21 protein-coding genes and 1 pseudogene are annotated in these 25,219 nt (G+C 70.6%); 6 read left to right on the forward strand and 16 right to left on the reverse strand.

Features of this window, described 5'->3' with window-relative positions; all coding sequences use genetic code 11:
- Positions 1-260: 260 nt before the first annotated feature.
- Positions 261-1,385, reverse strand: a complete 1,125-nt coding sequence (locus tag ABZ951_RS01605) for an MFS transporter (protein ID WP_344092379.1) — start codon at positions 1,383-1,385, stop codon at positions 261-263.
- 354 nt (positions 1,386-1,739) lie between these two features.
- Between ABZ951_RS01605 and tdh the strand changes: the two genes are divergently transcribed.
- The 3 genes from tdh (at position 1,740) to ABZ951_RS01620 (ending at position 4,957) form a co-directional block, all read left to right on the forward strand.
- Positions 1,740-2,768 (forward strand): L-threonine 3-dehydrogenase, encoded by a 1,029-nt coding sequence (gene tdh, locus ABZ951_RS01610; protein ID WP_344092321.1) that lies wholly within the window; start codon positions 1,740-1,742, stop codon positions 2,766-2,768.
- 96 nt (positions 2,769-2,864) lie between these two features.
- Positions 2,865-4,046: a glycine C-acetyltransferase gene (locus ABZ951_RS01615; RefSeq protein ID WP_344092323.1), complete on the forward strand. Its 1,182-nt coding sequence runs from the start codon at positions 2,865-2,867 to the stop codon at positions 4,044-4,046.
- The gene (locus tag ABZ951_RS01620) at positions 4,043-4,957 is read left to right on the forward strand and encodes a LysR substrate-binding domain-containing protein (protein WP_344092325.1); all 915 of its coding nucleotides are present in this window, start codon (positions 4,043-4,045) and stop codon (positions 4,955-4,957) included. Before ABZ951_RS01615 ends, ABZ951_RS01620 begins: the two co-directional genes overlap by 4 nt.
- 153 nt (positions 4,958-5,110) lie before the next feature.
- Here the strand turns inward: ABZ951_RS01620 and ABZ951_RS01625 are convergent, their stop codons facing one another.
- The 8 genes from ABZ951_RS01625 to ABZ951_RS01660 form a co-directional block, all read right to left on the reverse strand.
- On the reverse strand, positions 5,111-5,497 hold the full coding sequence (locus ABZ951_RS01625) for an NUDIX domain-containing protein (protein WP_344092328.1): 387 nt from the start codon (positions 5,495-5,497) through the stop codon (positions 5,111-5,113).
- Entirely contained in the window at positions 5,494-6,183 is a 690-nt protein-coding gene (upp, locus tag ABZ951_RS01630; RefSeq protein ID WP_344092331.1) for a uracil phosphoribosyltransferase, read from the reverse strand. Before upp ends, ABZ951_RS01625 begins: the two co-directional genes overlap by 4 nt.
- Before the next feature lie 47 nt (positions 6,184-6,230).
- Complete coding sequence (locus ABZ951_RS01635) at positions 6,231-7,430, reverse strand: questin oxidase family protein (protein ID WP_344092333.1); 1,200 nt, start codon at positions 7,428-7,430, stop codon at positions 6,231-6,233.
- Positions 7,427-7,861, reverse strand: a complete 435-nt coding sequence (locus ABZ951_RS01640) for a DMT family transporter (RefSeq protein ID WP_344092335.1) — start codon at positions 7,859-7,861, stop codon at positions 7,427-7,429. The genes ABZ951_RS01635 and ABZ951_RS01640 overlap by 4 nt, the downstream gene beginning before the upstream one ends.
- Position 7,862: 1 nt before the next feature.
- Positions 7,863-8,366: a DMT family transporter gene (locus ABZ951_RS01645; RefSeq protein WP_344092337.1), complete on the reverse strand. Its 504-nt coding sequence runs from the start codon at positions 8,364-8,366 to the stop codon at positions 7,863-7,865.
- An 11-nt stretch (positions 8,367-8,377) separates the two neighbouring features.
- Entirely contained in the window at positions 8,378-9,049 is a 672-nt protein-coding gene (locus ABZ951_RS01650) for an HAD family hydrolase (RefSeq protein WP_344092340.1), read from the reverse strand.
- A complete protein-coding gene (locus ABZ951_RS01655) occupies positions 9,046-10,020 on the reverse strand; it encodes a pseudouridine-5'-phosphate glycosidase (protein WP_344092342.1) in 975 nt (324 codons plus the stop codon). The genes ABZ951_RS01650 and ABZ951_RS01655 overlap by 4 nt, the downstream gene beginning before the upstream one ends.
- A gap of 124 nt (positions 10,021-10,144) precedes the next feature.
- Positions 10,145-14,170, reverse strand: a complete 4,026-nt coding sequence (locus ABZ951_RS01660; protein ID WP_344092344.1) for an amino acid adenylation domain-containing protein — start codon at positions 14,168-14,170, stop codon at positions 10,145-10,147.
- A gap of 1,147 nt (positions 14,171-15,317) precedes the next feature.
- Here ABZ951_RS01660 and ABZ951_RS01665 point away from each other — a divergent pair.
- On the forward strand, positions 15,318-16,391 hold the full coding sequence (locus ABZ951_RS01665) for a TerC/Alx family metal homeostasis membrane protein (protein ID WP_344092346.1): 1,074 nt from the start codon (positions 15,318-15,320) through the stop codon (positions 16,389-16,391).
- A 389-nt stretch (positions 16,392-16,780) separates the two neighbouring features.
- On the opposite strand, the gene ABZ951_RS01670 is transcribed toward ABZ951_RS01665, so the two are convergent.
- Positions 16,781-17,020 carry an SGNH/GDSL hydrolase family protein gene (locus tag ABZ951_RS01670; protein ID WP_361278478.1) on the reverse strand — a complete coding sequence of 80 codons (240 nt, stop codon included), beginning with the start codon at positions 17,018-17,020 and terminating at the stop codon, positions 16,781-16,783.
- Positions 17,021-17,080: 60 nt separating this feature from the next.
- Here ABZ951_RS01670 and ABZ951_RS01675 point away from each other — a divergent pair, with 60 nt between their 5' ends.
- Positions 17,081-17,695, forward strand: coding sequence for a GNAT family protein (locus ABZ951_RS01675; RefSeq protein ID WP_344092350.1), 615 nt, complete (start codon positions 17,081-17,083; stop codon positions 17,693-17,695).
- A 107-nt stretch (positions 17,696-17,802) separates the two neighbouring features.
- Here ABZ951_RS01675 and ABZ951_RS01680 read toward each other — a convergent pair whose 3' ends face one another.
- From ABZ951_RS01680 to ABZ951_RS01705, 6 genes and pseudogenes are all read right to left on the reverse strand, one after another.
- Complete coding sequence (locus ABZ951_RS01680; RefSeq protein ID WP_344092352.1) at positions 17,803-18,810, reverse strand: TerC family protein; 1,008 nt, start codon at positions 18,808-18,810, stop codon at positions 17,803-17,805.
- Between the two features lie 355 nt (positions 18,811-19,165).
- Positions 19,166-19,420, reverse strand: a pseudogene (locus ABZ951_RS01685) (GNAT family N-acetyltransferase); the annotation flags it as partial.
- 68 nt (positions 19,421-19,488) lie between these two features.
- A complete protein-coding gene (locus ABZ951_RS01690; RefSeq protein WP_344092354.1) occupies positions 19,489-19,959 on the reverse strand; it encodes an RICIN domain-containing protein in 471 nt (156 codons plus the stop codon).
- Positions 19,960-19,974: 15 nt separating this feature from the next.
- Positions 19,975-21,348, reverse strand: a complete 1,374-nt coding sequence (locus ABZ951_RS01695) for a hypothetical protein (protein ID WP_344092356.1) — start codon at positions 21,346-21,348, stop codon at positions 19,975-19,977.
- A 126-nt stretch (positions 21,349-21,474) separates the two neighbouring features.
- Entirely contained in the window at positions 21,475-23,316 is a 1,842-nt protein-coding gene (locus ABZ951_RS01700; RefSeq protein ID WP_344092358.1) for a BTAD domain-containing putative transcriptional regulator, read from the reverse strand.
- 270 nt (positions 23,317-23,586) lie between these two features.
- Positions 23,587-23,790, reverse strand: a complete 204-nt coding sequence (locus ABZ951_RS01705) for a hypothetical protein (RefSeq protein ID WP_344092360.1) — start codon at positions 23,788-23,790, stop codon at positions 23,587-23,589.
- A 428-nt stretch (positions 23,791-24,218) separates the two neighbouring features.
- On the opposite strand from ABZ951_RS01705, the gene dhaK reads away from it, so the two are divergent.
- Positions 24,219-25,211 (forward strand): dihydroxyacetone kinase subunit DhaK, encoded by a 993-nt coding sequence (gene dhaK / locus ABZ951_RS01710; RefSeq protein WP_344092362.1) that lies wholly within the window; start codon positions 24,219-24,221, stop codon positions 25,209-25,211.
- Positions 25,212-25,219: the final 8 nt, after the last annotated feature.

Here is a 25,219-nt window from a genome sequence, read left to right on the forward strand (position 1 = left end):
CCGGGTGGCGTCCTTCCCCCGGGAGGGGGCCGGTACGGGCAGGGGCGGGGCACATCTGCAGCGCGACATGGCGGAGGTGCGCCGGCCGGCCGGGCGGCCGTAGCGACCGGGGCGGGCCGGGGCCGCCGAGGCGCCGGGGTGATCCGCCGGCGACAGCGGCGCGAGGCGGGAGAAAGAGCACGCAGGCAGCGTGTGTCCGGGTCGCGGGACGGTTGTGCGGTCCTTCGAGCGGGCGGTGCGGTGACGCGGACGGCCGGCTGTCAGTCCGTCCGAGGGGGCCGGCGCAGGAGGAACACGCCCACGCCGGCCGACAGCAGCACGACGCACCCCGCGAAGACCAGGCCCGCGCCGCGCAGCCCCAGGGCCAGGGTGAGGGCCCCGACGCCGACCACCGGCAGGGAGATCCCGGCGTAGGCGACGACGAAGAAGGCCGAGATCGTCGCGCCCCGCCGCTCGTCCGGGGCCGCCGCGCTCACGTCGGTGATGCCCGCGCGGAAGGCCAACCCCTGGCCGAATCCCCCGGCCACCGCACCGGCGACGAGCACCGGCAGGGACTCGGCCAGGAGGGAGCAGGCCACGAGGACCATGCCGGCCGTCAGCACCAGGCAGCCGGCCGGCAGGGCGCGCCGGACGCCCAGCCGGCCCATCAGGAGCTGACCGGCGGTCGAGGCGCAGAACACCGAGAAGACGACGGCGCCGGTGACCGCCAGGTTGTGCTCGTCCAGCGTCTCGGCGAGGAAGCCCGGTGCCACCGCGGTGAACAGCCCCATCAGGGAGAAGCCGGCGAACGCGGCCAGCCCGGCGGGCACGAACGCCGCACGCGCCTGCGGGGGGACGACCATGCCCTGAGGGCGCAGCGGCGGGCGGGGCGTGCGCCGCCGCACGGTCTCCGGCAGGGCGCGGGTGACGGCGAAGGCCACGAGGAGCAGCGCGATGTGGACCAGGAAGGGCAGGCGGAGCGGCCACGGCGCGTGCTCCGCCAGGACGCCCGCGAGCAGCGGGCCGCAGCCCAGGCCGCCCATGTTGGCGGCCGTGGCGGCGAACGCCGCCCGTGCGCCCGGCCCGGGCGGTGCCAGCTCCAGCACGGCGGCTGTCGCGGCCCCGCTGAGGAGCCCGGCGGAGAAGCCGGAGAGCAGCCGTCCGGCGAACAGCAGCGGCAGCCCGTTCTCGGCCAGGAAGCACACCGCGCTCAGGGCCGACAGCACCAGTGCGGTCAGCAGCACCGGGCGGCGGCCCAGCAGGTCGGAGAAGTCACCGGCGGCCAGCAGCGCGGCGATCACGCCGAGCGCGTAGACGGCGAAGACGACCGTCACCATCAGCTCGGAGAAGCCGATCCGTTCCCGGTAGAGCCCGTACAGCGGCGTCGGCAAGGTGGTCCCCGCCATGCCGACGGCGAACACCCCCGCGGCCGCGAGGTACCGGCCCCGGGCATGACGTTCCCCCGTGTCGTGAACGGTCACGCCGTCAACCTAGCCGGACGCACGGTCCGGCACGCGTCCACAGAGGCCGCCGCCCCTGCCGGAAGGCCACCGGAGAGCTGCTGGAAGGTCGTTGGAAGGCCGTCATACGGCCGCAGGAAGGCCGTCGGCGGCCCGGAACGGGCCCGGGACCGGCCCGGCCTCCGGACGTGTGAAGCTCCGCTGTGGGCGCGGTTAAGAAATCCTCGATGGACGTGAGGCCCGCGGCCCGCCAGATTGGCAGCGTCCACGATCAGTTTTTCCCCGCCTGGAGCCACCGCCATGAAGGCACTTGTCAAGCAGTACGCCGAGCCGGGTCTGTGGCTGATGGACGTGCCGGAGCCGGAGGCGGGCCCGGGCGATGTGCTGATCAAGGTGCTCCGTACCGGCATCTGCGGCACGGACCTGCACATCAGGTCCTGGGACGGGTGGGCGCAGCAGGCCGTCGCCACGCCGCTCGTGCTCGGCCACGAGTTCGTGGGGGAGGTCGCGGCCGTCGGCGCGGACGTGCCGGACGTGGCGGTCGGTGACCTGGTGAGCGGTGAGGGCCACCTGGTGTGCGGGCGGTGCCGCAACTGTCTGGCGGGCCGCCGGCACCTGTGCCGCTCCACGGTCGGTCTCGGTGTCGGCCGTAACGGCGCGTTCGCCGAGTACGTGGTCCTGCCCGCCTCCAATGTCTGGGTGCACCGGGCCGAGGTGGATCTGGACGTGGCCGCGATCTTCGACCCGTTCGGCAACGCCGTGCACACCGCGCTGTCCTTCCCCCTCGTCGGCGAGGACGTGCTGATCACCGGCGCGGGCCCGATCGGCATCATGGCGGCGGCCGTCGCCCGGCACGCCGGCGCCCGCAATGTCGTGATCACCGATGTCAGCGAGTCCCGGCTGGAGATCGCCCGCAAGGCCGGTGCGACCCTGGCCCTCAACGTCGCCCGGACCGACATCGCCGACGCGCAGCGGCAGCTGGGCCTCAAGGAGGGCTTCGACATCGGTCTGGAGATGTCGGGCCGTCCCGAGGCGATGCGCGACATGGTCGCGAACATGACGCACGGCGGCCGGATCGCGATGCTCGGCCTGCCCTCCGAGGAGTTCGCGGTCGACTGGTCGAAGATCGTCACCTCGATGATCACGGTCAAGGGGATCTACGGCCGTGAGATGTACGAGACGTGGTACGCGATGACCGTCCTGCTGGAGGGCGGGCTCGACCTCACCCCCGTGATCACCGGCAGCTACGGCTTCCAGGACTTCGACGCGGCCTTCGACGAGGCCGCCACCGCCCGCAGCGGCAAGATCATCCTCGACTGGACGAGCTGATTCAGCGGCGGACCCCCGCCAGGTCCCGCCCTTTCCCGACCCGGGGGCCCCGCCCCCTCCCCCAGCCCCGCGACACACCGCCAGGAGAGCCCTCACATGTATGCATCCGTCCGCGACGAGCTCCGCACGACCCTCGACGAGATCCGCACCGCCGGTCTCTACAAGCCCGAGCGGGTCATCGGCACTCCGCAGAGCGCCTCCGTCGCGGTCGCGTCCGGTGACGTGCTGAACTTCTGCGCCAACAACTACCTCGGCCTGGCCGACCACCCCGAGGTCGTCGCCGCCGCCAAGGAGGCGCTCGACCGCTGGGGCTACGGCATGGCCTCCGTGCGCTTCATCTGCGGCACCCAGGAGATCCACAAGGAGCTGGAGCAGCGGCTCTCGGCCTTCCTGGGCCAGGAGGACACGATCCTCTACTCCTCCTGCTTCGACGCCAACGGCGGTGTCTTCGAGACGCTGCTGGGCCCCGAGGACGCGGTCATCTCCGACGCCCTGAACCACGCCTCGATCATCGACGGCATCCGCCTCTCCAAGGCGCGCCGCCACCGCTACGCCAACCGCGACCTGGCGGACCTGGAGCAGCAGCTCAAGGACACCCAGGACGCCCGCCGGCGGCTCATCGTCACCGACGGCGTCTTCTCGATGGACGGCTACGTCGCCCCGCTCGCCGAGATCTGCGACCTGGCGGACCGGTACGACGCCATGGTCATGGTCGACGACTCGCACGCCGTCGGCTTCGTCGGCCCCGGCGGGCGCGGCACCCCCGAGCTGCACGGGGTCATGGACCGCGTCGACATCATCACCGGCACCCTCGGCAAGGCGCTCGGCGGCGCCTCCGGCGGTTACGTCGCGGCCCGCGCCGAGATCGTCGAGCTGCTGCGCCAGCGCTCGCGCCCGTACCTGTTCTCCAACTCCCTCGCCCCGGTGATCGCCGCCGCGTCGATCAAGGTGCTCGACCTGCTGGAGTCGGCCGGGGAGCTGCGGGAGCGTCTCCACGACAACACCAAGCTGTTCCGCACGAAGATGACCGAGGCCGGATTCGAGATCCTGCCCGGCGACCACCCGATCGCCCCCGTCATGATCGGTGACGCGGCCGAGGCCGGCCGGATGGCCGAGCTGCTGCTGGAGCGGGGCGTGTACGTGATCGGTTTCTCCTACCCCGTCGTGCCGATGGGCGCGGCCCGGATCCGGGTGCAGCTCTCCGCCGCACACTCCACGGCCGACGTGGAGCGGGCCGTGGCGGCCTTCGTCGACGCGCGGGGGACAATGGCTGGGTGATCGACCCCCGCAGGCTGCGTATTCTGCGGGCCGTGGCGGACCACCGGACGGTGACCGCCGCGGCCGCAGCGCTCTATCTGACCCCCTCCGCCGTGTCCCAGCAGCTCTCCGCGCTGGAGCAGGAGACCGGCCACACCTTGCTCACCCGCAGCGGCAAGGGGGTGCGGCTGACGGCGTCCGGCGACATTCTGCTGGCGCACGCCAACGCCGTGCTGGCCCAGTTGGAGCGGGCCGAGGCCGAGCTCGCGGAGTACGCGAGCGGGGCGGCCGGCGAGGTGCGCGTGGCGGCCTTCGCCACGGGCATCGCGGAAGTGCTCGCCCCGGCCATCGGGCGCCTCGCCGACCGGCACCCCGGCATCCGGATACGGGTGCGGGACGCCGAGGGCGACGAGAGCCTGCCGCTGCTGCTGGACGGGGAGGCCGATGTCGTGCTGGCCGTCGAGTACCGGGGCGCGCCGCGCGAGGACGACCGGCGGCTGGTACGCGTGCCCCTCTACGCGGAGCCCTTCGACGCCGTGCTGCACGCCTCCCATCCGCTCGGCCAGGGCGCCCACGTCGCGCTCGGCGAGCTGGCCGACAGCGACTGGGTCGGCCCCTACCCCGGCAACCCCTGCCACGACGTGATGCTGCTGGCCTGCGAGCTCGCGGGGTTCCGGCCGCGTCTCGTGCACTCCTCGGACGACTTCCGGGCCGTCGTGGCGCTGGCGGGCGCCGGCGTCGGGGTGGCGCTGGTGCCGCGTTCCGCGCTGCGCGGCATGGAGCTCAAGGACACCGTGGTGCGGCCGGTGACGGGGCCGGCCGCGACGCGGCGTGTGTTCGCCGCCGTGCGCCGGGGGTCCGAACACCACCCGCTGATCCGCCCGGTGCTGGACGTGCTGGCCGAGTCGGCGGCGGGGCTCTCCACGGGCTGACGTCCCGGGCCCGCGGGCCGGCCGGCTGCCGGGCCCGCCCGGCCGGGGTGCTACCGGGAGCGGGGCCCGGCCGCCTGTTGGGCGCCGCCGGCCGGGCAGCGGCCCTTCGCCGGGTGACCCAGGGAGCGTGTCGGCCGACGCCGCCGGCCGGGCCTACCCGGCGGTGGCCCACAGGAGGTCGAGGGCCGCCCGGGTCGCCCGGCTCACCGGGTGGTGGCCGCCCGGTGTCAGCCAGGCCAGTTCGGCGATCTCCGACCGGGGGGCCGGAGTGCCGCGGTGGCCGGCCGTGTAGCAGGCCATGCGGACCTCGCTGCCGTCCGGCGCGCCGTGGGCCGGGGCCCGGACCCTGAACGCCGGGGCGATCGTCCCGGGGAGCAGCTCGACGCCGAGTTCCTCCCGCACTTCCCGGATCAGGGCCTCGTGTGCGGTCTCGCCCGGCTCGGGCTTGCCTCCGGGCAGGTAATAGGCGTCCTTGCCCCGGGAGCGAGCGGCGAGGACCCGGCCGTCCTGCGACAGGATCCACGCCACCTTCTCGATCAACGCAGCCCGATGTCGGTGCCGAAGTAGCGGTCGCCGAAGTCCCCGATGCCCGGGATCATGTAGGCGTTCTCGTTGAGCCGCTGCTCGATGGAGGACGTCACGATGCGCACCTTCGGGTAGCGGCGGCACACCCGCTCGACGCCCTCGGGCACGGTGATCAGGTTGATGAAGATGATGTTCTCCTCGGCGACGCCCTTGTCCAGCAGGAGCGCGATCGTGGCGAGGGCCGTGCCGCCGGTGGCGAGCATGGGTTCCAGCAGCAGGACGTGCCCGTCGGCGATGTCGGCGGGGAGCGAGGTGTAGGAGTGGTGCGGCTGCTTGGTCTGCTTGTCCCGCTGCATGAGGATCTTGCCGATGCGGATGTCCGGGCAGACGGCGCGCAGTTGCCCTTCCATGCTCTCCCCCGCCCGGACGACGGACACGCCGCACACCGGGGAGGCCGGGCGCAGGCCCTCGTAGGTCGCGCCGACGGGGGTGGTGACCTCGTGCTTCTCGTACGGGAGCAGTTCGAGGCCGGCTTCGATCAGCATCCGGATGATGCGTTCGGAGGCGTGGAGGAACTCGTCTCGGCGCGCGCCGCGGTCCCGGGCGATGGTGTGCAGGGCGCGCAGGTGACGGGTCTGGGGAAGCAGGTGGAGGCTGCTGCCGAGGTAGGCGTCGACGGACGGTTCTGTGGTGGTCGGCATGGGGCCGGTCTCCCAACGGTCGGAGGTGAGCGGGTACGGGCGGCGGGTCACTCGGTGGGCGGCTGCTCGAAGGACGGGGGCAGCGCGGGCGTGGCGGTGAACTGGGCGGCCGCGTGGCGGTAGACGGACAGGCCGCCGGTCCGGTCCCACATCCGGCGCATCACGTAGACGAGCTTGGGGTTGTGCTCTTCCTCCTCCTCGAAGGACCGGGCGATGGTCAGCTGCCAGTCCGGGGCCCAGGTCGCGGCGCCGCCCGCGTCCGCCGCCGCGGCGAACGCGGTGTGCAGGGCCTGGAGTTTGTCCCGCTTCGGGAAGTCGGCCAGGGCGAAGACGACGCCGACCATCCCGGTCCAGTAGCAGGTGATGACGTGCCGTTGCAGGTCTTCGGGCAGCCGTGCGGCGATCTGCTCCATGGCGTGCAGGGAGGTGACCAGGTGGAGCAGGACGAAGTCGCCCGGGCGGGAGAGGTACAGCAGGGTCGCCGCGTAGTACAGCTGCTCCCAGCTGGTGGCGACGGGCTGGTCCGCGATCCACGACGGGGTCCGGTGGATCAGCGGGTGCCCTTCCTCCAGCATCCTCGCGTTGCGGTACTGCAGTCCGGAGCGCGCGAGTTCGGGGTGAATGCCCGCGGGCGGCCCGGTCTCGGGAACGGTGCCGACCGCGCGTGCCCACGCACCGAGTGCTTCGCGGTCGGCGTCCCAGGCGCCCGCGATGCGGAGCAGGGAGTCGACGGCCGAGGCGTCCGCCGGCCCCTCCACCGGTGCGGTGGACCGCTCCGGGTGGCAGGAGACGTAGGTGAACGTCATGTACGCCAGGCCCTCGATGGCCATCCACCGGTTGCCGATGTCCAGCGCCCACCCCAGGTGGATGGTGGCGTGCGTGAAAGCGCCGACCCAGCCCGGCAGCAGCGTCGGCAGGTAGCGCCGCAGCACCTCGTCCATGCCGAGTTCGCGTTCCTTGCGGTCGAAGTACGCGCAGAGGGCGGTGAAGTCGCGGCGCCGGCCGAGGTAGTCCTGCCAGGTGTCGTCCGTGATCTCGGACTCGGCGGGCCTGGCGGGTTCCAGGCCGTAACCGTAGGTCGTCAGGGTCGCGTAGCTGTCGTAGTAGTCCTTGATGCGCTCGGGGGTTGCCCCGAGCCGGGCGAGGGCGACCACCGCGTGTTTGACGTGGTTGCTGAGGTGGCCGTTGAACTCGATGTGGTGGCTGCGGTCGTCCAGCAATTGCTCGATCAACGGCGCGTGGTTCACTTCGCTTTTTCTTTCGTGCGTCGGGTCTGTGACAGGTAGATGCCGAGGAGGACGACGGCGGCACCGAGGCAGCGCAGGCCGGACGGCGCCTCCCCCTCGGTGTGCCAGTCGATGAGGACGGCGGAGATCATCTGGCCGCTGATCACCAGCAGCGCGGCGTGCATCGCGCCGACCCGCGGGAACACGTAGCTGTTGACGGCCACGAACAGGGCGCCGAAGAAGCCGCCCAGATACGCGGCCCACGGCGGGGACGCGCCGAACTCCCACTGGCCGAGCACGACGAGGGCCACGGTGAGGAACGCGAACCCCACGGCGTGGTTCCACAGCGAGGACCGGAAGGGGCCGACCGTGGCGCTGAGCCGGCCGTTGACGGCGCGGCTGATGCCGATCACCGCGCCGTTGAGGAGCGCCAGGAACACATAGAGGAGCACGTCATGAACCGCCGAAGATGATGAGGGCGCTGCCCGCGAGCACACAGAGCGCCACCGCGCCGTCCATGGGCACGATGCGGCGCCTCGGGCTGTGGAACAGCCCGAAGTGGTCGGACACCAGCCCGAAGACGATCTGGCCCACCAGCATCAGCGCGATCGTGCCGGAGAGCGACAGGCTGCCGTTCACCGTGATGGCGGCCAGGATGACGGTGAACGCGCCCGGAATGCCGCCCAGGTAGAACCAGCGGGGCACCTTCACCCGCGGGCGTCGCTCCTCCCCGCCTCCATCCCCGGCGCCGTCGCCGCGCCCGCCCCCGCGCCGGAACAGCCGCGAGCCGGCCAGCAGGACGAGCAGGAGGGCCACCGCCGCCCCCAGGCCGTGTGCGACCCACGAGGCGAAGGTGGGGGTGGTGTGCTTGGCCAGCAGGCTGTTGTAGTGGGTCATCAGCGCGAGGAGCACACCTCCCGCGATGCCCAGGACCCAGTCCGTCGAACGTCCGAACACTCCGCCCGCCCTCAGGCCCGCGCCGTCACGGGCGCGATGCGGGCGAGGACGTCGTCGAAGGTGTCGGCCAGCCAGGTGGGTTCGGCGGTGCGGAGCTCGGCCTCGCGGTGCACGCCGTAGGTGACGCCGATCGAGGGCATCCCGCAGGCCCGGGCCATCAGCAGGTCGTGGGTGGTGTCCCCGACCATCACCGCGTCCTCGCCCGGCACGCCCAGTTCCCGCAGGATCACCAGTCCCGACTCGGGGTGCGGCTTGGGGTGGGACACCTGGTCGGCGCCGACCACCATGACGAAGTGGTCCCGGATGCCGGCGGCGGTGAGCAGTGCGTCGGCGCTGGCGTAGAACTTGCTGGTGGCCACGGTGAGGGTGATGCCCTGGTCGCGGAGGGCGGTCAGGCCGTCCGCCACGCCGGGGAAGAGCAGGTCCGCCGCTTTGGGCAGGACGATCTCGCGGAACAGCGACTGGTACTGCCGTATCGCCTCCGGCACCCGCTCGTCGTCGGGGGCGACGCCCATGAGCGATCCGAACGCCCGCTCCAGGGGGAGGCCGATGGTGGCCCTGATGTCCTCGGGGCGGGGCGCTTCGAGGCCCATGGCGGTGAAGGCGGCGGTGAACGTCTCGACGATCCCGCGCGGGGTGTCGACGAGCGTCCCGTCCAGGTCGAAGAGGGCGGTGGTGGTCATCGGCCCTCCTCCGTCGCGCCCGTGGAGCCTTCGGTCCGCAGCCGGGCGTGCGCCACTGCCAGCCGGCCGGCGAGTTCGGCCGTGCTGATGAGCACCGACATGTTCGCCTGGGCGGAGCGGCCCCGGGTCACCTTGTCGACGGCGTGCATCAGGTACTTGGTGATGGCGTTGCCCCGCACGCCCTCGCGCTCGGCGGCGGCCGTCGCGTCGGCGATGGCGGCGTCCACCTCGGCGCTGTCGATCGCGTCTTCCTCCCTGACCGGGGTGGCCACGAGGAAGGAGCCGTGGCCGCCGAGGGCCCAGTGGGCCTCGACCGCGCGGGCGATCACCGTCTCGTCGTCCAGCCGGTGCGGGCTGCGGATGCCGCTGGTGCGGCAGTAGAACGCGGGGAACTCGTCGAACTGGTAGGTGACCACCGGCACGCAGTGGGTCTCCAGGAACTCCATGGTCAGGCCGAGGTCCAGGATGCTCTTCGCACCCGCGCAGACGACGGCGACCTTGGACCGGGTGAACTGGATGAGGTCCGAGGAGATGTCCATCGTGGTCTCGGCGCCACGGTGGACGCCGCCGATCCCGGCGGAGGAGAAGAACGGGATGCCCGCGAGTTCGGCCGCCACGACGGACGAGGCCACGGTGGTGGCTCCCAGGCCGCCCTGGGCCAGGACGACGGGCAGGTCCCTGCTGCTGACCTTGGGGATGCCGGGGGTCGAGGCGAAGCGTTCGATGTCGTCGTCGGTCATCCCGATGAGGATGCTCCCGTTCTCGACACCGATCGTGGCGGGAACGGCGCCGCCGGCCCGGACCGCCGCCTCGACCTTCCGCGCGGTGGCGGCGTTGTGGGGGTAGGGGAGGCCGTGGGTGATGACGTTGGACTCCAGCGCCACGACCGGCGCACCGGAGTGGACGGCTTCCGCCACCTCGTCGCTGAAGATGAGGGGTATGTCGCCGGGTCGGGTGCGGCGGGTGGTCATTCGTTGTGTTCCTTGTCGTCGTTGTCGTGACTGACAGCGGTTGCCGGCCTGCGCCGGCAACCGCTAACGGCGAGCTTCAGGGCGCCGCGCCGGGGCGCGGGTCCCGCGAGGCCGCGCGGGACGCTCAGTACTCGGGGGTCTTGCGCAGCAGTTCCTTGCGCCCCACCAGCTCGGGGACGTACACCTTCTCGTTCCACGCGTCCTGCTCGACCGGTTCGAGCGCGATGGATATGACCCCTTCCTCGCATTCGAAGGCCGACTGCACCGCCCGGGTCACCGCGGCGACCAGCGCGGACTCGCGCTCCTCGCTGAGCGCGACGGGGAAGTGCTTGATGTTGACGTGGGGCAAGGCGATCTCCCTTTCCTTCTCCTGGTACTGGTCCTGCTTCTGCTCTTGCAGTCGGCGTCGCACCGCCTGGAGCAGTTCATCGACATCGGGGTCCCGCAGCAGGCCGTAGTGGTCCGTCCGGAGGGTGATCACGGTCGGGGCCTGCGCGGAGAAGTCACTGCTGTTCTCGATGAACGAGTAGTCGTCACCCTGGGCCTTGAAGAGGGTGATCGGGGCCTTGATCCGGCGTTCCGCCAGTTCACGGAAGGTGTAGGTGAACTCGTAGGTGCGGCGGACGATCCGGACGATCCTCTTCACCAGTTCGGTGTCGAGGCCGCTGAAGGCGGTGCCGATGAAGGCGGCGAAGCTCTCGTCGTCGGTGGCCTGCCGCAGGCACTCCTCCAGCAGCGGCCCGCTGATGGTGCCCGCGAAGACGGAGAAGAGGATCGTCACGAATGCCGGGTTGCGGTAGGACGGTTCGTTTCCGTGGACTTCCGCGTCGACGGCCCTGACCTCGGGCGACCCGGGGGCGATCAGGAACAGGTTCTCCACCCGCTCGCCGGACTGCTCCAGCTGGTGGGCCGCCTCGAAGGCCACGCGGGCCCCGAAGGAGTAGCCCCACAGGGTGTAGGGGCCGGTCGGCTGGAGCTGCTTGATCGCCTTGATGTCCTCGGCGGCCATTTCCGCGATGGTGGCGTACGGCACCTCTCCCTGGTTGATGCCGTGTGCCTGGACGCCGTAGAAGGGGCGGTCGATGTCCAGCCGGGTGGCGAGCAGGCGCAGGTTCATCGGGTAGCCGCCGAGGCCGGGCCAGCACAGGACCGGGCTCTTCGCGCCCTCGTCCCGCAGCCGCACCAGCCGGGAGCTCACGGCGGCCGTGTCGCCGTCGACGCGGCGCGCCAGCTGCTCGACGGTCGGCGACTCGAAGAGCGCCTGGAGCGGCAGCGAGCTCGCGAAGGTCTTGTTGATGCGGTTGATGAGGGAGACCGCGATGAGCGAGTTGCCGCCGGAGGCGAAGAAGTCGTCGCCGACCGAGACGGCGTCCCGCTTCATCAGCTTCTTCCAGATGTCCCCGATCCGCTTCTCGGTGCGGGTTCTGGGCGGGATGAAGGGCCGGTCGGCGAAGTCGGTGTCCGTCCGGTCGTCGGCCCGCAGCGCGTTGACGTCGATCTTCCCATTGGCGGTGAGGGGCAGCCGGTCGAGGACGACGACCTTGTTGGGCACCATGTAGTCGGGCAGGAAGGTGGCCAGGTCCTCTTTGATCATTTCGGCCGGGCCCTGCATGTGGACGACATCCTCCTTCATTCCCTCGCTGCGGATCTGGGCGGGGCTCACCCGGCCGCCGACGAAGAAGTAGGAGGGGCCGACGCGGTCACCGCGCGCCCGCAGGACGGCGGCGATGCGCTTGGCGGCGGAGAGGTCGTTCCCGGTCTCGGAGCTGTAGCCGGAGGACATGAAGCCCAGGCCCTGGTCGTTCATCTGCAACCGCTGGAGGGCGCGGCCGAGGTCGACGTACGCGAGCCAGCCGCGTTCGGGGCGGCTCAGCACCGAGATGCCGAACTGCGACCGGTCGTAGACGCGCTGGTTGATGGCGATGACGTCCTTCTTGCGGACGATGTCGTCGGATATGCGCTCCAGGGTGCCCTGCCGGTAGCGGTACTGGCCGGCGGCCAGGTCGGTGACCTTGCCCGGGTGCGCCTGCACACAGATGTCGGGCGCCGGGCCCGGCCGGTGCGCATCGAGCGGGAGGATCTCGACGGTGCCCAGCCGGTAGTCCTCCGCGGCGCACTCCAGGAGATTCGCCACGGCGGGGTCGAGCTCCGCCGGCTCGCCGGTGCCCAGGCCGTATTCGGGCAGGACCTCATCGAAGAGGCCCACCATATGACCGGTCTCGATCGCCAGGACTTCCTGGATGTTGTTCTTGTAGACGGGTTCGATCGCCCGCTTCTTGCCCATGAAATGGACCCGGAACCGGGGGCCGTCGGCCTCCGGGAGGTCGCGGATCAGCACCAGCCGGTGGTCGAGCGGGTGGTAGTAGTAATGGCCGGAGCGCAGCCCGCAGATCCCGCTCAGCTCCAGGTACATCTGCGTCGCGTAGAGCGACCCGGGCGAGGCGTACCCGTACTTCGGAAGCAGTCGTTCCGGGCTCCGGTACTGGCCGAAGTACCGCAGGATCTCGCCGAGTTCACCCATGGTCAGATCGCCCGGGCTCCGCGGGGGCGCCCCCGCGGTCTCCCGGCCGAGCAGCCGGAGGATGTCGTCCCGCGAGACATCACCGCCTTCGAAGAACCGGTAGGTCTTGCGCGCGAAGACACGCCGCCGCTGCAGCGCCTCCGGTTCGGCACCCGGAAGGACCACGACCGGCTTGTCGGCCAGCTCCTCCGGTTCGCGGGTACCGGCGTTCGACAGCTGCGCCCGCACCTGGAGCTTGCTCTCCTTGGACTGATGGTGGGCGCCGTGCCGGCCCTGGTCCATCAGGGCCGCTTCCTTCGGGCTCAGCTCGACGCAGGCGATGAGGTTCTGGAACCCGGTGCGCCGGTCGTCCTTGACGAGGACCGCCGCGTTCTTGACCCAGTCGTGCGCCTCGATCGCCAGCCTGATCTCGTCCAGCTCCACGCGGAACCCGCGCAGCTTGATCTGGCCGTCGGCCCGGCCGGCGAACTGCACCGTGCCGTCGTCGTTCCAGGAGGCCAGGTCCCCGGTGCGGTACAGGCGGGTCTCGCCGGGGAAGGGGCTCTCGATGAAGCGTTCGGCGGTCAGTTCCGGCCGGTCGAGGTACCCCCGTGCCAGCTGGACGCCGCCGATGTACAGCTCACCGATCTCACCGGCGCCGACCGGGGCGAGGTTCGCGTCGAGGATGTGGTACCGGGTGCGGTGCACGGGGGATCCGATGGGAACCGCGCCCGCCCCCTCGCCGACCCGGTCGCGGTCCACGGTGAACGCCGAGGCGTTGATGGTGCATTCGGTCGGCCCGTAGAGATTGATCAGATCGCAGCCCGGCAGGGCGTCCAGCACCTGCACCGCGAGATTCCGCGACAGGGCCTCGCCGCCGCTGAACACGTGGCGCAGGGAGGTGCAGCGGCCCAGCTCCTCGGTCTCCAGCAGCGCCTGGAGGAGCGTCGGTACGCACTGCAAGGCGGTGACACCGTGCTCGACGACGGTCTCGATGAGCCCCTCGGGGTCCCGGTACACGCCGGGGTCGCCCATCACCACCTTGCCGCCGCAGGCGGGCGCCAGGATTTCCCACTGGGCGGCGTCGAAACTCATGGGCGTCTTCTGGAGGACGGCCGTACCCGGGCCCAGCCCGTACGCCGTCCTCAGCCAATGCATCTGACTGACGACGCTGTGGTGCTCGATCATCACACCCTTGGGCTTTCCGGTACTCCCGGAGGTGTAGATGACGTAAGCGAGGTCTTTCGGCCGGGGCGCGCTCTCCCGGCCCGGGGAGTCGGATTCCGCCGCTTCCCGCACTTCTCGCAGAGTGACGATCCTCGTCCCGGGCGGGGACAGTTCCGTCAGCTTCTCCCGCAGGTGCTCCTGGGCGACGATCATTCCGGCCCGGGCATCCTCGATCATGTACCGGAGACGTTCTTCCGGATACTCGGGTGACAGCGGGAGATAAGCGCCTCCGGAACAGAGGATTCCCCAGGCTCCCACCATGAGATCGAGGGAGGGCTCGACGAAAAGGCCCACGCGGTCGTCCCGCGTCACACCGAGTTTCCGCAGGTGAGCGGCCAGTGCCTCGCTCTTCGACAGCAGTTCTCGGTAGGTCAGACGATCGCGGCCGTAGACGACCGCCGTGTCGTCAGAATTTTCCGCCACGCGCTCCCGGAGCAGATCGGGAAGCGATGCATGGCTGGGCCAATCATTCTGTGCACGGTCGACGTCATCAGCGAATAAGTCAAACACGTTTCCCCCGCTACATGTACAGGTGTTTTCCCCGGCCGGCCCGGCCTCTTAATGGCTGGTCCTGCCCCCCTGGGGAATCGTCACTGTCTCGGACATTGCCGCATACATGGCACACAACCCTCTCGATTTATGCACCACGCACAAGGCCGGGAAGGGCGACATCGAGACACTAAGCGTTGGCCATGGACGGGTCAACGGTGGCCGGAAGGATGACCTGAAAGTTAGCGCTCTGTTTATGCGGCCAACGGCTGGATCACAGCCATGACAGGCCACCGGGTCGGCCTGAACGCGCACCGGGACCGCGCCGAGCAGCCGCTTTGTGCCGCCACGAGCCCCTGCGCCAGCTCGCAAGCCCCTTGCCTCACCGGCCGGTTATCGCTGCGGAGCGGCTACTTCCGGGTGCGGTCGCACCGGAGTACAGCATTCCGTGGCGGAACTCTCGCCATGTTCCGCGCGGTCGCAACCTCTGGGTCGTTTTTCGGCCACAGGATCGCCACCCGGCTTTTTGCGGCCCGGTGAATTCCGCAATTCGGGGAACGGCGGCAGATGGCCGACCGGCTGGGGGAGCCCAAGTCGGCGGCGAACCGGGGCCGCCGGCCTTCTTCACCCCGGCGCTTGGCGGAACGTGGTGCCAGGTCCCGGACACACTCCCGGACAGCGGGCGCGCCGCCGGAGCGACCTGTCACCAAGTGCCGTCCGTCCCCCGTCATGTAGAGGCCCGCCGACGGCCCGAGCCGTGCCGTCATCCCACGGAACCCGGTGAGGCCGGGCGGCCGGGGTGCTGCTCGGGAGGGGGCCACCGCCCTTGTCCCCGCGGGAGGGTGCATTCTCACCCCCGCGCCCCAAGAGCTTCGCACTCGGGGGGCGCACGTCGAAGCCCTTGCGCCAATTACCTTTTTTAAACGATTACTTGACTACCTTATGGTCTGCAACCGCGAGTAATCTCCGAGTAAATGGGCAAGCGCGGTTGCCTGAGTCGGCACAACCGGCGCGCCCGCACCAGGCAATGGCAGGCGTCCTGGCCCGCACGTGAGCGCGGGCCACCAGGGAAGTGATCAGCGTGCTCGAAGTTCCGCTCTGGCTGTGGGCGGCGTTCGCCGCGACGGTGGTCGTCTCCCTGACGGTGGATCTGCTGGCCCACCGCGCGGCGCATGTGATCGGCTTCAAGGAGGCCGCCACCTGGAGCGGCCTATGGGTGGGGCTCGCCCTGGTTTTCGGCGGAGTCGTCTTCCTCGTCCTCGGCACGACGGCCGGGACGGAGTACACCACCGCGTGGCTGCTGGAGAAGAGCCTGTCGGTCGACAACCTGTTCGTCTTCGCCGTGATCTTCGCCTACTTCAGGGTGCCCCGCGCTTACCAGCACCGCGTGCTGTTCTTCGGCGTCATCGGCGCCCTGGTCTTCCGCGGCGTTTTCCTCTCCCTCGGCGTCGCCGTGGTCAGCCGCTTCACCGCCGTCCTGTTCGCCTTCGCCGCCGTCCTCTTCTACAGCACCTACAAACTCCTCAAGAACGACGAGGAGAGCTTCGACCCGGGCAAGAGCTTCGCCGTGCGGCTGCTCCGCAAGGTCATGCCGGTGAGGGACGAGTACGCCGGCGCGAAGTTCTTCGTCAGGGAAGCCGGCAAGCGGGTGGCCACGCCACTGCTCGCGGTGATTGCCGCGGTCGAGGCCGCCGACCTGGTCTTCGCCGTCGACAGCGTCCCCGCCGTCCTGGCCGTCAGCGACGACGCCTTCATCGTCTACACCAGCAACGCCTTCGCCATCCTCGGCCTGCGCGCGCTGTACTTCCTGCTCGCCGGCCTCCTGGACCGCTTCCACTACCTGAACACCGGCCTGGCGATCATTCTCGCCTTCATCGGCGTCAAACTCGTCCTCCAGGCGTCCCACAAGACGATCAGCCCTGGCATCCCGGAAATCCCCTCACCCGTCAGCCTCGCGGTCATCGTGACCGTCCTGGCCGGATCCGTGGTGCTCAGCCTGCGCCGACCGTCCCCCTCCCCCACCGCTTCCGCCTCGACGACCACGAAGGCGGCCTCCCCGTCCGACGAGACGGCCCCCGAGAACCCCGGGCCCGGCGGCAGGGCACGCGCACGGCAGAGCCAGGAACCGGAGGAACCGCACCGCCCGGCGCACTGATCAATGCCCGCTGCTCCCCGGCCCCTCTTTCTCCGACCACAGGACCCAGGGGTAAGAAAATGGGCAACAAACAGCACGAGACCGGGCCTCAGGGACAGCGCCTGTGCCCTGTCTGCGAGCAGCCTCTGACCATGACCATAAAAGGGCGGCGCAAGACGTTCGGAATCTTCGTGCCCGTGTGGACCCCCGGCCGCTGCCGCAACCCGGACTGCTCCGAGTACCCGGAGAATCCGAAAGACGGCCGGCCCCCGGACCGGTGACCCCGCACCTCACCGCACTGTCCGGGGGCGGGGCCGTTGCCGGGCGGTAGAGGGCAGCAGGTGCGGCCCGTCGAGGCCGGCGATGACGGTGCTCGTCTGCGGCTGCGCCTCGGTTATCCGGCTCCAGGCTCAGCGGCCGAGGACGTTGAGGTGCTGGTAGAGCGCCTGATGTCCTTCGGGTATGGGGGGCAGGCCGTCGACGAGCAGATCGTTGTTGTCGCGCAGCGGCTCCCACATGTCGAGGTAGTCGACGTGGTGGTCGGTGCACCAGGACCGCACGGCCTCGCGCAGGGCCGGCGTTCGAGCCTGAGTGAAGCGGGTGTCTGTTCGCTGACGTCTGTCATGGAACGAACAGGTAACCCTATGCATGCTCCTCAGGTCTGCGGGGGCTGAGGTACTGCCTTCGCGACGCCCGGGTACAGTCACCCGATGCCGTGCATCAACTTCCCTCTCACCACCGACCGGCTGATACTTCGTCCGTTCCGCTCTGAGGACGCCGAAGACGTCGGCGACTACCAGCGCCGGCCCGACGTCGCCCGTTTCATGCGGTGGGAACCGCGCGGGCAGGACGACGTCCGGGTGGCGGTGGAGCAGATGACCCGGGAGACCGAACTGGTCTCGGACGGGGACTGTCTCAGCCTGGCGGTCGTCGAGCCGGGCGCGGGGACGGTCGTCGGACAGGTCGAGCTGGTCCTGCTCAGCGCGGAACACCGCCAGGGCGAGCTCGGCTGTGTCTTCCACCCGTCCTACCAGGGCAAGGGCTTCGCCACCGAGGCCGCGTTCGCCGTCCTGCGTCTGGGATTCGACGCACTGGGGCTGCACCGCGTGATCGGCCGCTGCCACGCGGACAACACCGCCTCCACCGGCCTCCTCGAACGGCTGGGCATGCGCAGGGAGGCCCGTTTCCTCGGAACGGAGTTCTTCAAGGGGGCATGGCGGGACGACCTGGTGTACGCCATGCTCCAGCAGGAGTGGCGGGCCTCGGCCGCTCGTCGGAGCGCCTCACCCGACCCGGACCCGGAGGACACCGGCACCCGTCGCTGAGTGCGGTCAATGAGCGACCCGACGCCGGCACCTTCCGCAGCCCCCTGCGCGAGGCCCTCTGCCGGCCGACCTTCAGCAGTAGTTCCTGTTGCGGGAGAGTGCATCGCTCACGCGGACGGGGGTGGACCCGGTCGCTGGTCAGGCCCCTTGTCTGCGGGACCGCCGGGGGGTGCTTCGCCGGGGGCGGGGGGCCGGCGCATGCTGAGCACGACGGACGCGGCCAGGATCGTGACGATGACCGCCAGGCTCACCGGGGAGGGAATCTCCGGGATGTCGGAGCTGATCATCTTGTGGGACGCCTGGAGGATGAGCTTGACGCCGATGAAGGACAAGATGATCGCCAAGCCGACGTTGAGGTAATGAAAGCGATCCAGGAGGCCGGCGAGCATGAAATACAGGGCCCGCAGCCCCAGAATGGCGAAGGCGTTGCTGGTGTAAACGATGAAGGCGTCGTCGCTGACCGCGAGGACGGCCGGGACGCTGTCGACAGCGAAGATCAGGTCGGCCGCCTCGATCGCGGCGACCACCGCGAGCAACGGCGTGGCCACCCGCTTGCCGGCCTCGGTGACGAAGAACTTCATGCCGGCGTACTCGTCCCGGACGGGAACGATCTTCCTGAGGGCGCGCACGGCGAAGCTCTTACCAGGATCGAAGGTTTCCTCTTCGTCTTTGAGGAGCTTGTAGGTGCTGTAAAAGAGGATCGCGGCGAAAACGAACAGGACGGCGGTGAAGCGGCTGACCACGGCCACGCCGAGGGCGAGGAAGATGCCACGGAAGACCAGGGCACCGATGACGCCGAAGAACAGGACGCGGTGCTGATAGGCGCGGGGGACCTTGAAGTAGCTGAAGATCACCGCGAAGACGAACAGGTTGTCGACCGACAGGCTCTTCTCCAGCAGCCACGCGGTGGTGTACTCCGTTCCGGCCGTCGTGCCGAGGACGAGGAAGACCACCGCGCCGAAGATCAGAGCGAGGCCGACCCACAGCCCGCTCCAGGTGACGGCCTCCTTGAAGCCGATGACGTGCGCCTTGCGGTGAGCCAGCAGGTCCACGGTCAGGGACACCACCACCGCCACGGCGAATACCGCCCACAGCCAGAGCGGGACATCCAACACGCCGACCACTCTCCCGTTGCCGGCGCCGCGCCGGCCCTCATACAGCAGTTTGCGGCAATTCGCTGCGAACGGCGCGGCCGGAGCGCCGTGCGGGGGTGGCGCGGCTCCGGTCGGCTCCCGGGCCCGCTCGCCGGGGGTGTGCGGGAGTCCGTCGAGCATCTGCCGGCCGAGGCCGTCCAGCGGGCGCAAGCCACGGCCGCGGGGCCGGCCACCGGATGCCGGGGCCGGCTGGGGTCCAGCCGACCGGGCCCGTGGGGGACGTGTCTTTCCGGCGGTCCGGTCGCCAGGTGGCCACCAGGGCGACAGACTCTGGCCGTGTAGGTGTTCCCGAGGCGGTCATGCTGTGACCGCCTCCCTCCTCGTCGAGGAGGTCCTCGACGAGCCACAGGAAGCCTGGACGCTTCTTCGCGCCCATGATGTCCGCGGCCCGGCGCAGACGACGCCCGGCGAGCCCTGCGTCCGCGCCCACGTCCGTCAAGGTGAAGCAGTTCCAGGAGGCGAACCGGCAGTCGGCCCAGCGAACGGCGATGCCCGGAAGATCGCGCACATCCGCACCCGCATCGCGGTCGAGCACCTTGGCCCGCCGGACCGCAGCGAGCTGCGCCCCCACCGCGTACGCGGTGGGGGCGCCCGACGGCAACGGGAGAACCGGGACAAGAATCAGCAGAGCTGACGGTGTCACATGGTCCAGTGCTGATACGGGTTTCCGTTCCCGCCGTACTGGTGCAGGTACGCGTTGCCCTTCGCGTTGGAGTCGATGGCCTTCCGGTTCTGATAGTTCATCAGCGTGTAGACGTTGTCGCGCACGTTCCTCATTTCCCACCACTGCTTGGTGTCACCGGAATTGCACGCGGTGGCGTAGAGGTCGTCCTTGCCCGGCCCCTTGCCCGAGAGGCAGAGGCCGGTCTGGCTGCTCTGCAGCATGACCCCCAGCGAACCCTCATGGCGGTACCAGCGCTGGTAGGGGTTGCCCCCGTCACAGCCATGGGTGTAGACACTGCCGGCGTTGTTGCCGTCCAGGCACAGGCCGGTCTGCACATTCTTGATCAGTCCGGGAGCGTCGCCCGCTGCGGACGCCGTGGTCGGAAGCGCCACGACGGTCGCGCAGGCGAAAGCGAGCAGGCCGATGAGGCCGGTTGTCCTCTTCATGGTGGTCTCCTGATATCAGTCGGTGATCTTCATGCCTTGATGCATGTTCAGTACGTCGACCACATCGGTCATATTGATGTTGCGGTAGCACGGGACCGGCGAATTGTTCACCGCCGGATTGCTGCAGGTGGTCCCGTTTCCGATGCCGGAGCTGATGAGGCCCCTGGCCACGACGGTGTTGTCGACGTTGCGGCTGAAGACAGGACCGCCGCTGTCGCCCTTCATCGCGGTGATGACGTTGGGCACAGTGTTCTTCAGGGTGTACACCTCGGTGGTGACGCTGAATTCTTTGTACCGGGTGAAGTGCCGGCCCTCCGCGACCTTGAGGTTGCAGACCTCCCCCGACAGGGAGCCGGAGGCGCACAGGTACTCGCCCACGTAGGAGTGCGACGCGCGGTTCACCTTCACGATGCTCTGGGGCTGCCGGTAGATCGGCTGGCCGGCCCAGGCCGTGAAGGTGTGCAGGTTGCCGCCGTGCGTCGGAATGAGTGCGGTGTCGTACTTCTCCCAGCTGTCCGAGATCGAGCCCACCTTGGTGTCCTGATCGCCGGCGTACCACTTCTTGCCGGAGCCTGATTCCTTCTCGCAGTGCGCGGCGGTCATCAGGTAGTCCATGTTCCGCTGGGGCCACGAGACGACGAAGCCCGAAGTGCAGATCGGGCCGCCCTTGTAGCGCCCCCGGAGCAGCATGCCGCCCGAGTGCAGGGGTTCGTCCTTCTCACGGGAGTCCAGCGTCGTCGACACCTCGGTCACCGTGCCGGTCCACGGCACCTCGGGGGCCACGCTGCGCGGGGCGGAGCGGGCCGCGCCGTTGACGCGCAGCGGTTCGCCCTGGAGGAGGAGCCCCGATCCGTCGGCCCGGGCGCCGGCCGAGTGCACGGTGGTCGGCTGTCCGTCGATGGTGAGCGGCTGCCCCATGACCTTGCCGGCCGCCTCCTTCAACTCGCTCCTGTTGTACGGAGCCGAGCGCAGCTCCACCCGTACGCCCTTGGCGCGCTGGGGTGCCACGGCCGCCTCGACCTGGTCCGCATCGCCCTTGTGGTACAGGGTCACCGACCGGTCCTCGACGGACACGGTGAGGGAGGAGAAGGCCGGCGAGTCGCCGAGCGCGTCCTCGATGGCGTTCGCGGCCTCGCTCAGCGGCTTCTGCGCGGCCGCCAGCCCGCCCCAGGAGGCGAAGCCCGCGGGCGGCTTGTTGTCGGCGGCCTCGGTACCGCCCGCGGCGGCGGGCGCCGGCTCGGCGGGGCGGGCCGACGCCTGGGGGCCGGCGGTGAGGGCCGCCGCCGTGACGACGGCTGCCGCCGCCGCGTACGCACCGGCCCTCCAAGCGCGGCGGCTCAGCGACGAAGAACGGGGCGAGGGGTGCTGCGGTGACGGTGAACTGCGCACGGGCTTCCTTCCAGCTGCGCGGTCTGCTTGCGCACATCAGCCTTCCACCGCGCGCCAACAGTGCCCTAACAGTCCGCTAACAACGGTCCGTAAGCGCCGGCCACACGCGGCAAGGAGGGTGTGCAGTCAGTGATCGAGGAGGCGCAGCAGCCCGTCCGGGTCGGGCTCGGAGGCCAGGCTGCGGGCGTAGAGGCGTACGAGGTCGTGCACCGCGTAGGAGCGCGGGCCCGATTCGATGACCAGGTGGGTGGCTGCGAGCTGATCCAGTGCGGTGGCGGCCCGGCCGGGAGGGCAGTCGGCGAGAGTGGCGGCCGTGCTGGTGTCGAGGGTGGGGCCGGTGTGCAGGCCGAGCTGTCGGAACAACCGGCGGGCCGGGCCGGGCAGATGCTGGACGGTGAGGCCGAGGGCGGTGGCCACACCGGCGCCCTCCACGTTCAGCAGGTCCAACCTGGCTTGCTCGTCGGCGAGTTCACCGGCCAGGGCGGCCAGGCCGCCTGCGTGCGGGCGGGTAGCGAGGCGGGCGGCGGCGGCGCGCAGGGCGAGGGGCAGCCCGTCGCACAGGCCGGCCAGGTGCACGGCGGCCTCGGGTTCGGCCGCGACGACGTCCTCGCCGAGGACGGCGGCGAGCAGCGCGGTGGACTCGGCGGCCGGGAGTTCGGCGAGCGGAACGGGACGGGCCGCGTCCGAGGCGACGAGCCCGCCGAGGCGGTCGCGGCTGGTGACGATGGTGACGCAGTCCTCCCCGCCGGGCAGCAGGGGGCGTATGTGCTCGGAGGCGCGGGCGTTGTCGAGGACGACCAGCATCCGGCGTCCGGCGGTGAGGGCGCGGTAGCGGGCGCCCATGGCTTCGGGGGTCTCGGGCATCGCCTCGGCCGGAACGCCGAGCGCGAGCAGGAATCCACGGAGCACCAGCGTGGTGTCGCGGGCCGGGGTGGAACTGTAGCCACGCAGGTCGGCGAAGAGCCGGCCGCCGGGGAAGTCGGCGCCGTGCCGGTGCGCCCAGTGCAGGGCGAGGGCGGTCTTTCCCACCCCGGCGCTTCCGGTGATCAGGGCGATGGGGCCGGGCGCGCCCACGGTGGCCCGGTCGAGCGCGGCCAGTTCGGGCTGCCGTCCGGTGAAGCCTCCGGGCCGGCGTGGCAGCAGCTGCGGGACGTCGGCCGCGGACACGGTCGTAGGAGCCGTCAGAACCGCCGCGGCCGTGGGGGCGTCGTCCTGTGGAAGATCGGCCCGCAGGAGAGCGGTGTACGCGTCGGTGAGCACCGCTCCGGGATCGACGCCGAGCTGATCGGCCAGCAGCAGCCGGGTGCGGTGGAACCAGTCCAGCGCTTCCGACTGCCGGCCGGCTCTGCCCAGGGCCAGCATCAGGGCCGCGATCAGCGGCTCCCGCAGCGGGTGCGCGACGGCCTCGGCGCGCAGCACGGCTGCCGCCGTACCGTGCTCGCCGAGCCGCCCGTGGGCGCCGGCCAGTTCCTCCACGGCGACCAGCCGCAGTTCCTCCAGCTCGTGCGCGGCGGCCTCCAGCGCCCGGCCGCCCACCGTCCCGGCGAACGCGGGGCCCTGCCACAGCCCGAGTGCCTCGCGGAGCAGGGCCACGGCCTCGCCCGGCTCGTGCCGTGTCCGGGCGAGCCGGAGCAGTTCCTCGAAGCGGCGGGCGTCCACCAGTGTCCCGGGGTCGGGCAGCCGCAGGACGTACGCCCCGCTCCGGGTGGCGAGTTCGACACCGTGAGCCGCTGCCCGGTGCTCGTCGAGCAGGGTCCGCAGCCGGCAGACATGGCCCTGCACCACGGTCCGGGAGTGCCTGGGGGGTTCCTCGTCCCACAGGGCCTCGGTGAGCCGGTCGACGGCGACTTCCGCGTTGGGGCGCAGCAGCAGCATGGCGAGCAGGCTGCGGCGCTTGGCGGGGCCGAGCGGGAGAGGTTCTCCGCGCTCCGACACCACGGAAACCGTCCCCAATACACGGAACTCCATGCAGCCTTCCTTTTTCTGCCTACTCACGGCACATCGCCGACTTGCCGATGTCCGGCCTCGGCTGCGGCCCGGGGCGCACAGCCCTCGACGGTGCGGGAACGCGACCGGCTCGCCCGCGAGGTCCACGAACGAGGGTGTGGATTTCGCGGTGCATTCCCGTAATGTGACCATCTTTGCCGGGCCCGCTGATGTCCCGCACACGTGCGGCTGATGTCCCACTCACGTCCGGCGGCGCTCCGGCTCCGAGCCGTCAGTCGCGCCGACGCACGGTCACGAACGGACCGTGAGCCGCCCCAGCGCCGTGTCGTACCGTGCCCGCAACCCCTCGTCCGCCGATACCCGCAGCAGCGCACCGAGCGCCCGTACCGCGCCGCCCTCGTAGCCGGAGGACTCGGCCTCCCGGGCCGCCAGGTCGAGCTGCCGGATGCCCTCGGCCTCGTCCCCGAGGCCCAGCAGCGCCTTTCCCCTCGCCATGAACAGCAGTATCCGGGCACGTCGGCCGTGCCTGGTCGATCGTCGAAGGCGAGGGCCTCCTCCACGCTCTGCACGCGCGCGATCTCACCGCCATCGTCAAACCGCTTGACAGATGATTCTCATTCTCCTGCCAGCCAACGCGCGTCAGACGCCCTAGGCGACCCGTCAGCCCATGCGCCCGGGGCGCCGACGCGGTCAGCGAGCATGATCTACCGGTGCTCCCGCATCCACCCCCGTCTCGATACTGTTCCCTGGTCCGGCGACGCAGTTCGGGACACCTGATGGCCAGTCAGCAAAGCCGGCATCAGACCCGCCAGAGGTCGCCGCAGGCCGCCGGAGCCCGCCAAGGTCAACTATCACCCATACCACTGCTGACCTGCGAAAACACAAGTCAGCGGTCTATCCGCCCAACATCCGAGGAGCCCCGCATGAAAATGCTCATCAACGTCGCCGAGACCGTCGTCGCCGATGCCCTGCGGGGCATGGCGGCCGTGCACCCCGAGCTGACCGTCGATGTCGAGGGGCGCGTCATCGTCCGGCGTGACGCGCCCGTCGCCGGCAAGGTGGGGCTCGTCTCGGGCGGTGGGTCCGGGCACGAGCCGCTGCACGGGGGGTTCGTCGGGGCCGGGATGCTCGACGCCGCCTGCCCCGGGGAGGTCTTCACCTCGCCGGTTCCCGATCAGATGGTGCGGGCGGCCGCCGCCGTGGACAGCGGCGCGGGGGTGCTGTTCATCGTCAAGAACTACACGGGCGACGTGCTCAACTTCAACATGGCCGCCGAGCTGGCCGAGGACGAGGGCATTCAGGTCGCCAGCGTGCTCGTCAACGACGATGTCGCCGTCGTCGACAGCACGTACACCGCGGGCCGCCGCGGCACCGGTGCCACGCTCTTCGTGGAGAAGATCGCGGGGGCCGCCGCCGAGGAGGGGGCGCCCCTGGAGCGGGTGGAGGCCCTCGCCCGCCGGGTGAACGAGTCCTCGCGGAGCTTCGGCGTGGCGCTCGGCGCGTGCACGACGCCCGCCAAGGGCTCCCCCACCTTCGACCTCCCGGACGGGGAGCTGGAGCTGGGCGTCGGCATCCACGGGGAGCCCGGCCGGGAGCGCCGGGCGATGATGACGTCGGGGGAGATCGCGGACTTCGCCGTGGACGCGGTCCTCGGCGACCTGCGGCCGAACGGGCCGGTACTGGCGCTCGTCAACGGCGCGGGCGCGACCCCGCTGCTGGAGCTGTACGGCTTCGCCGCGGAGGTCCACCGGGTGCTGCGCGAGCGCGACGTGCCGGTGGCCCGGACACTCGTGGGCAACTACGTCACCTCGCTCGACATGGCGGGGGCCTCCGTGACGCTGTGCCAGGTGGACGGCGAGATGCTCCGCCTGTGGGACGCGCCGGTCCAGACACCCGCCCTGCGCTGGGGCCGCTGACTCCCCCT

The organism is Streptomyces sp. NPDC046215, assembly GCF_040646215.1.
Taxonomy (GTDB): Bacteria; Actinomycetota; Actinomycetes; order Streptomycetales; family Streptomycetaceae; genus Streptomyces; species Streptomyces stramineus.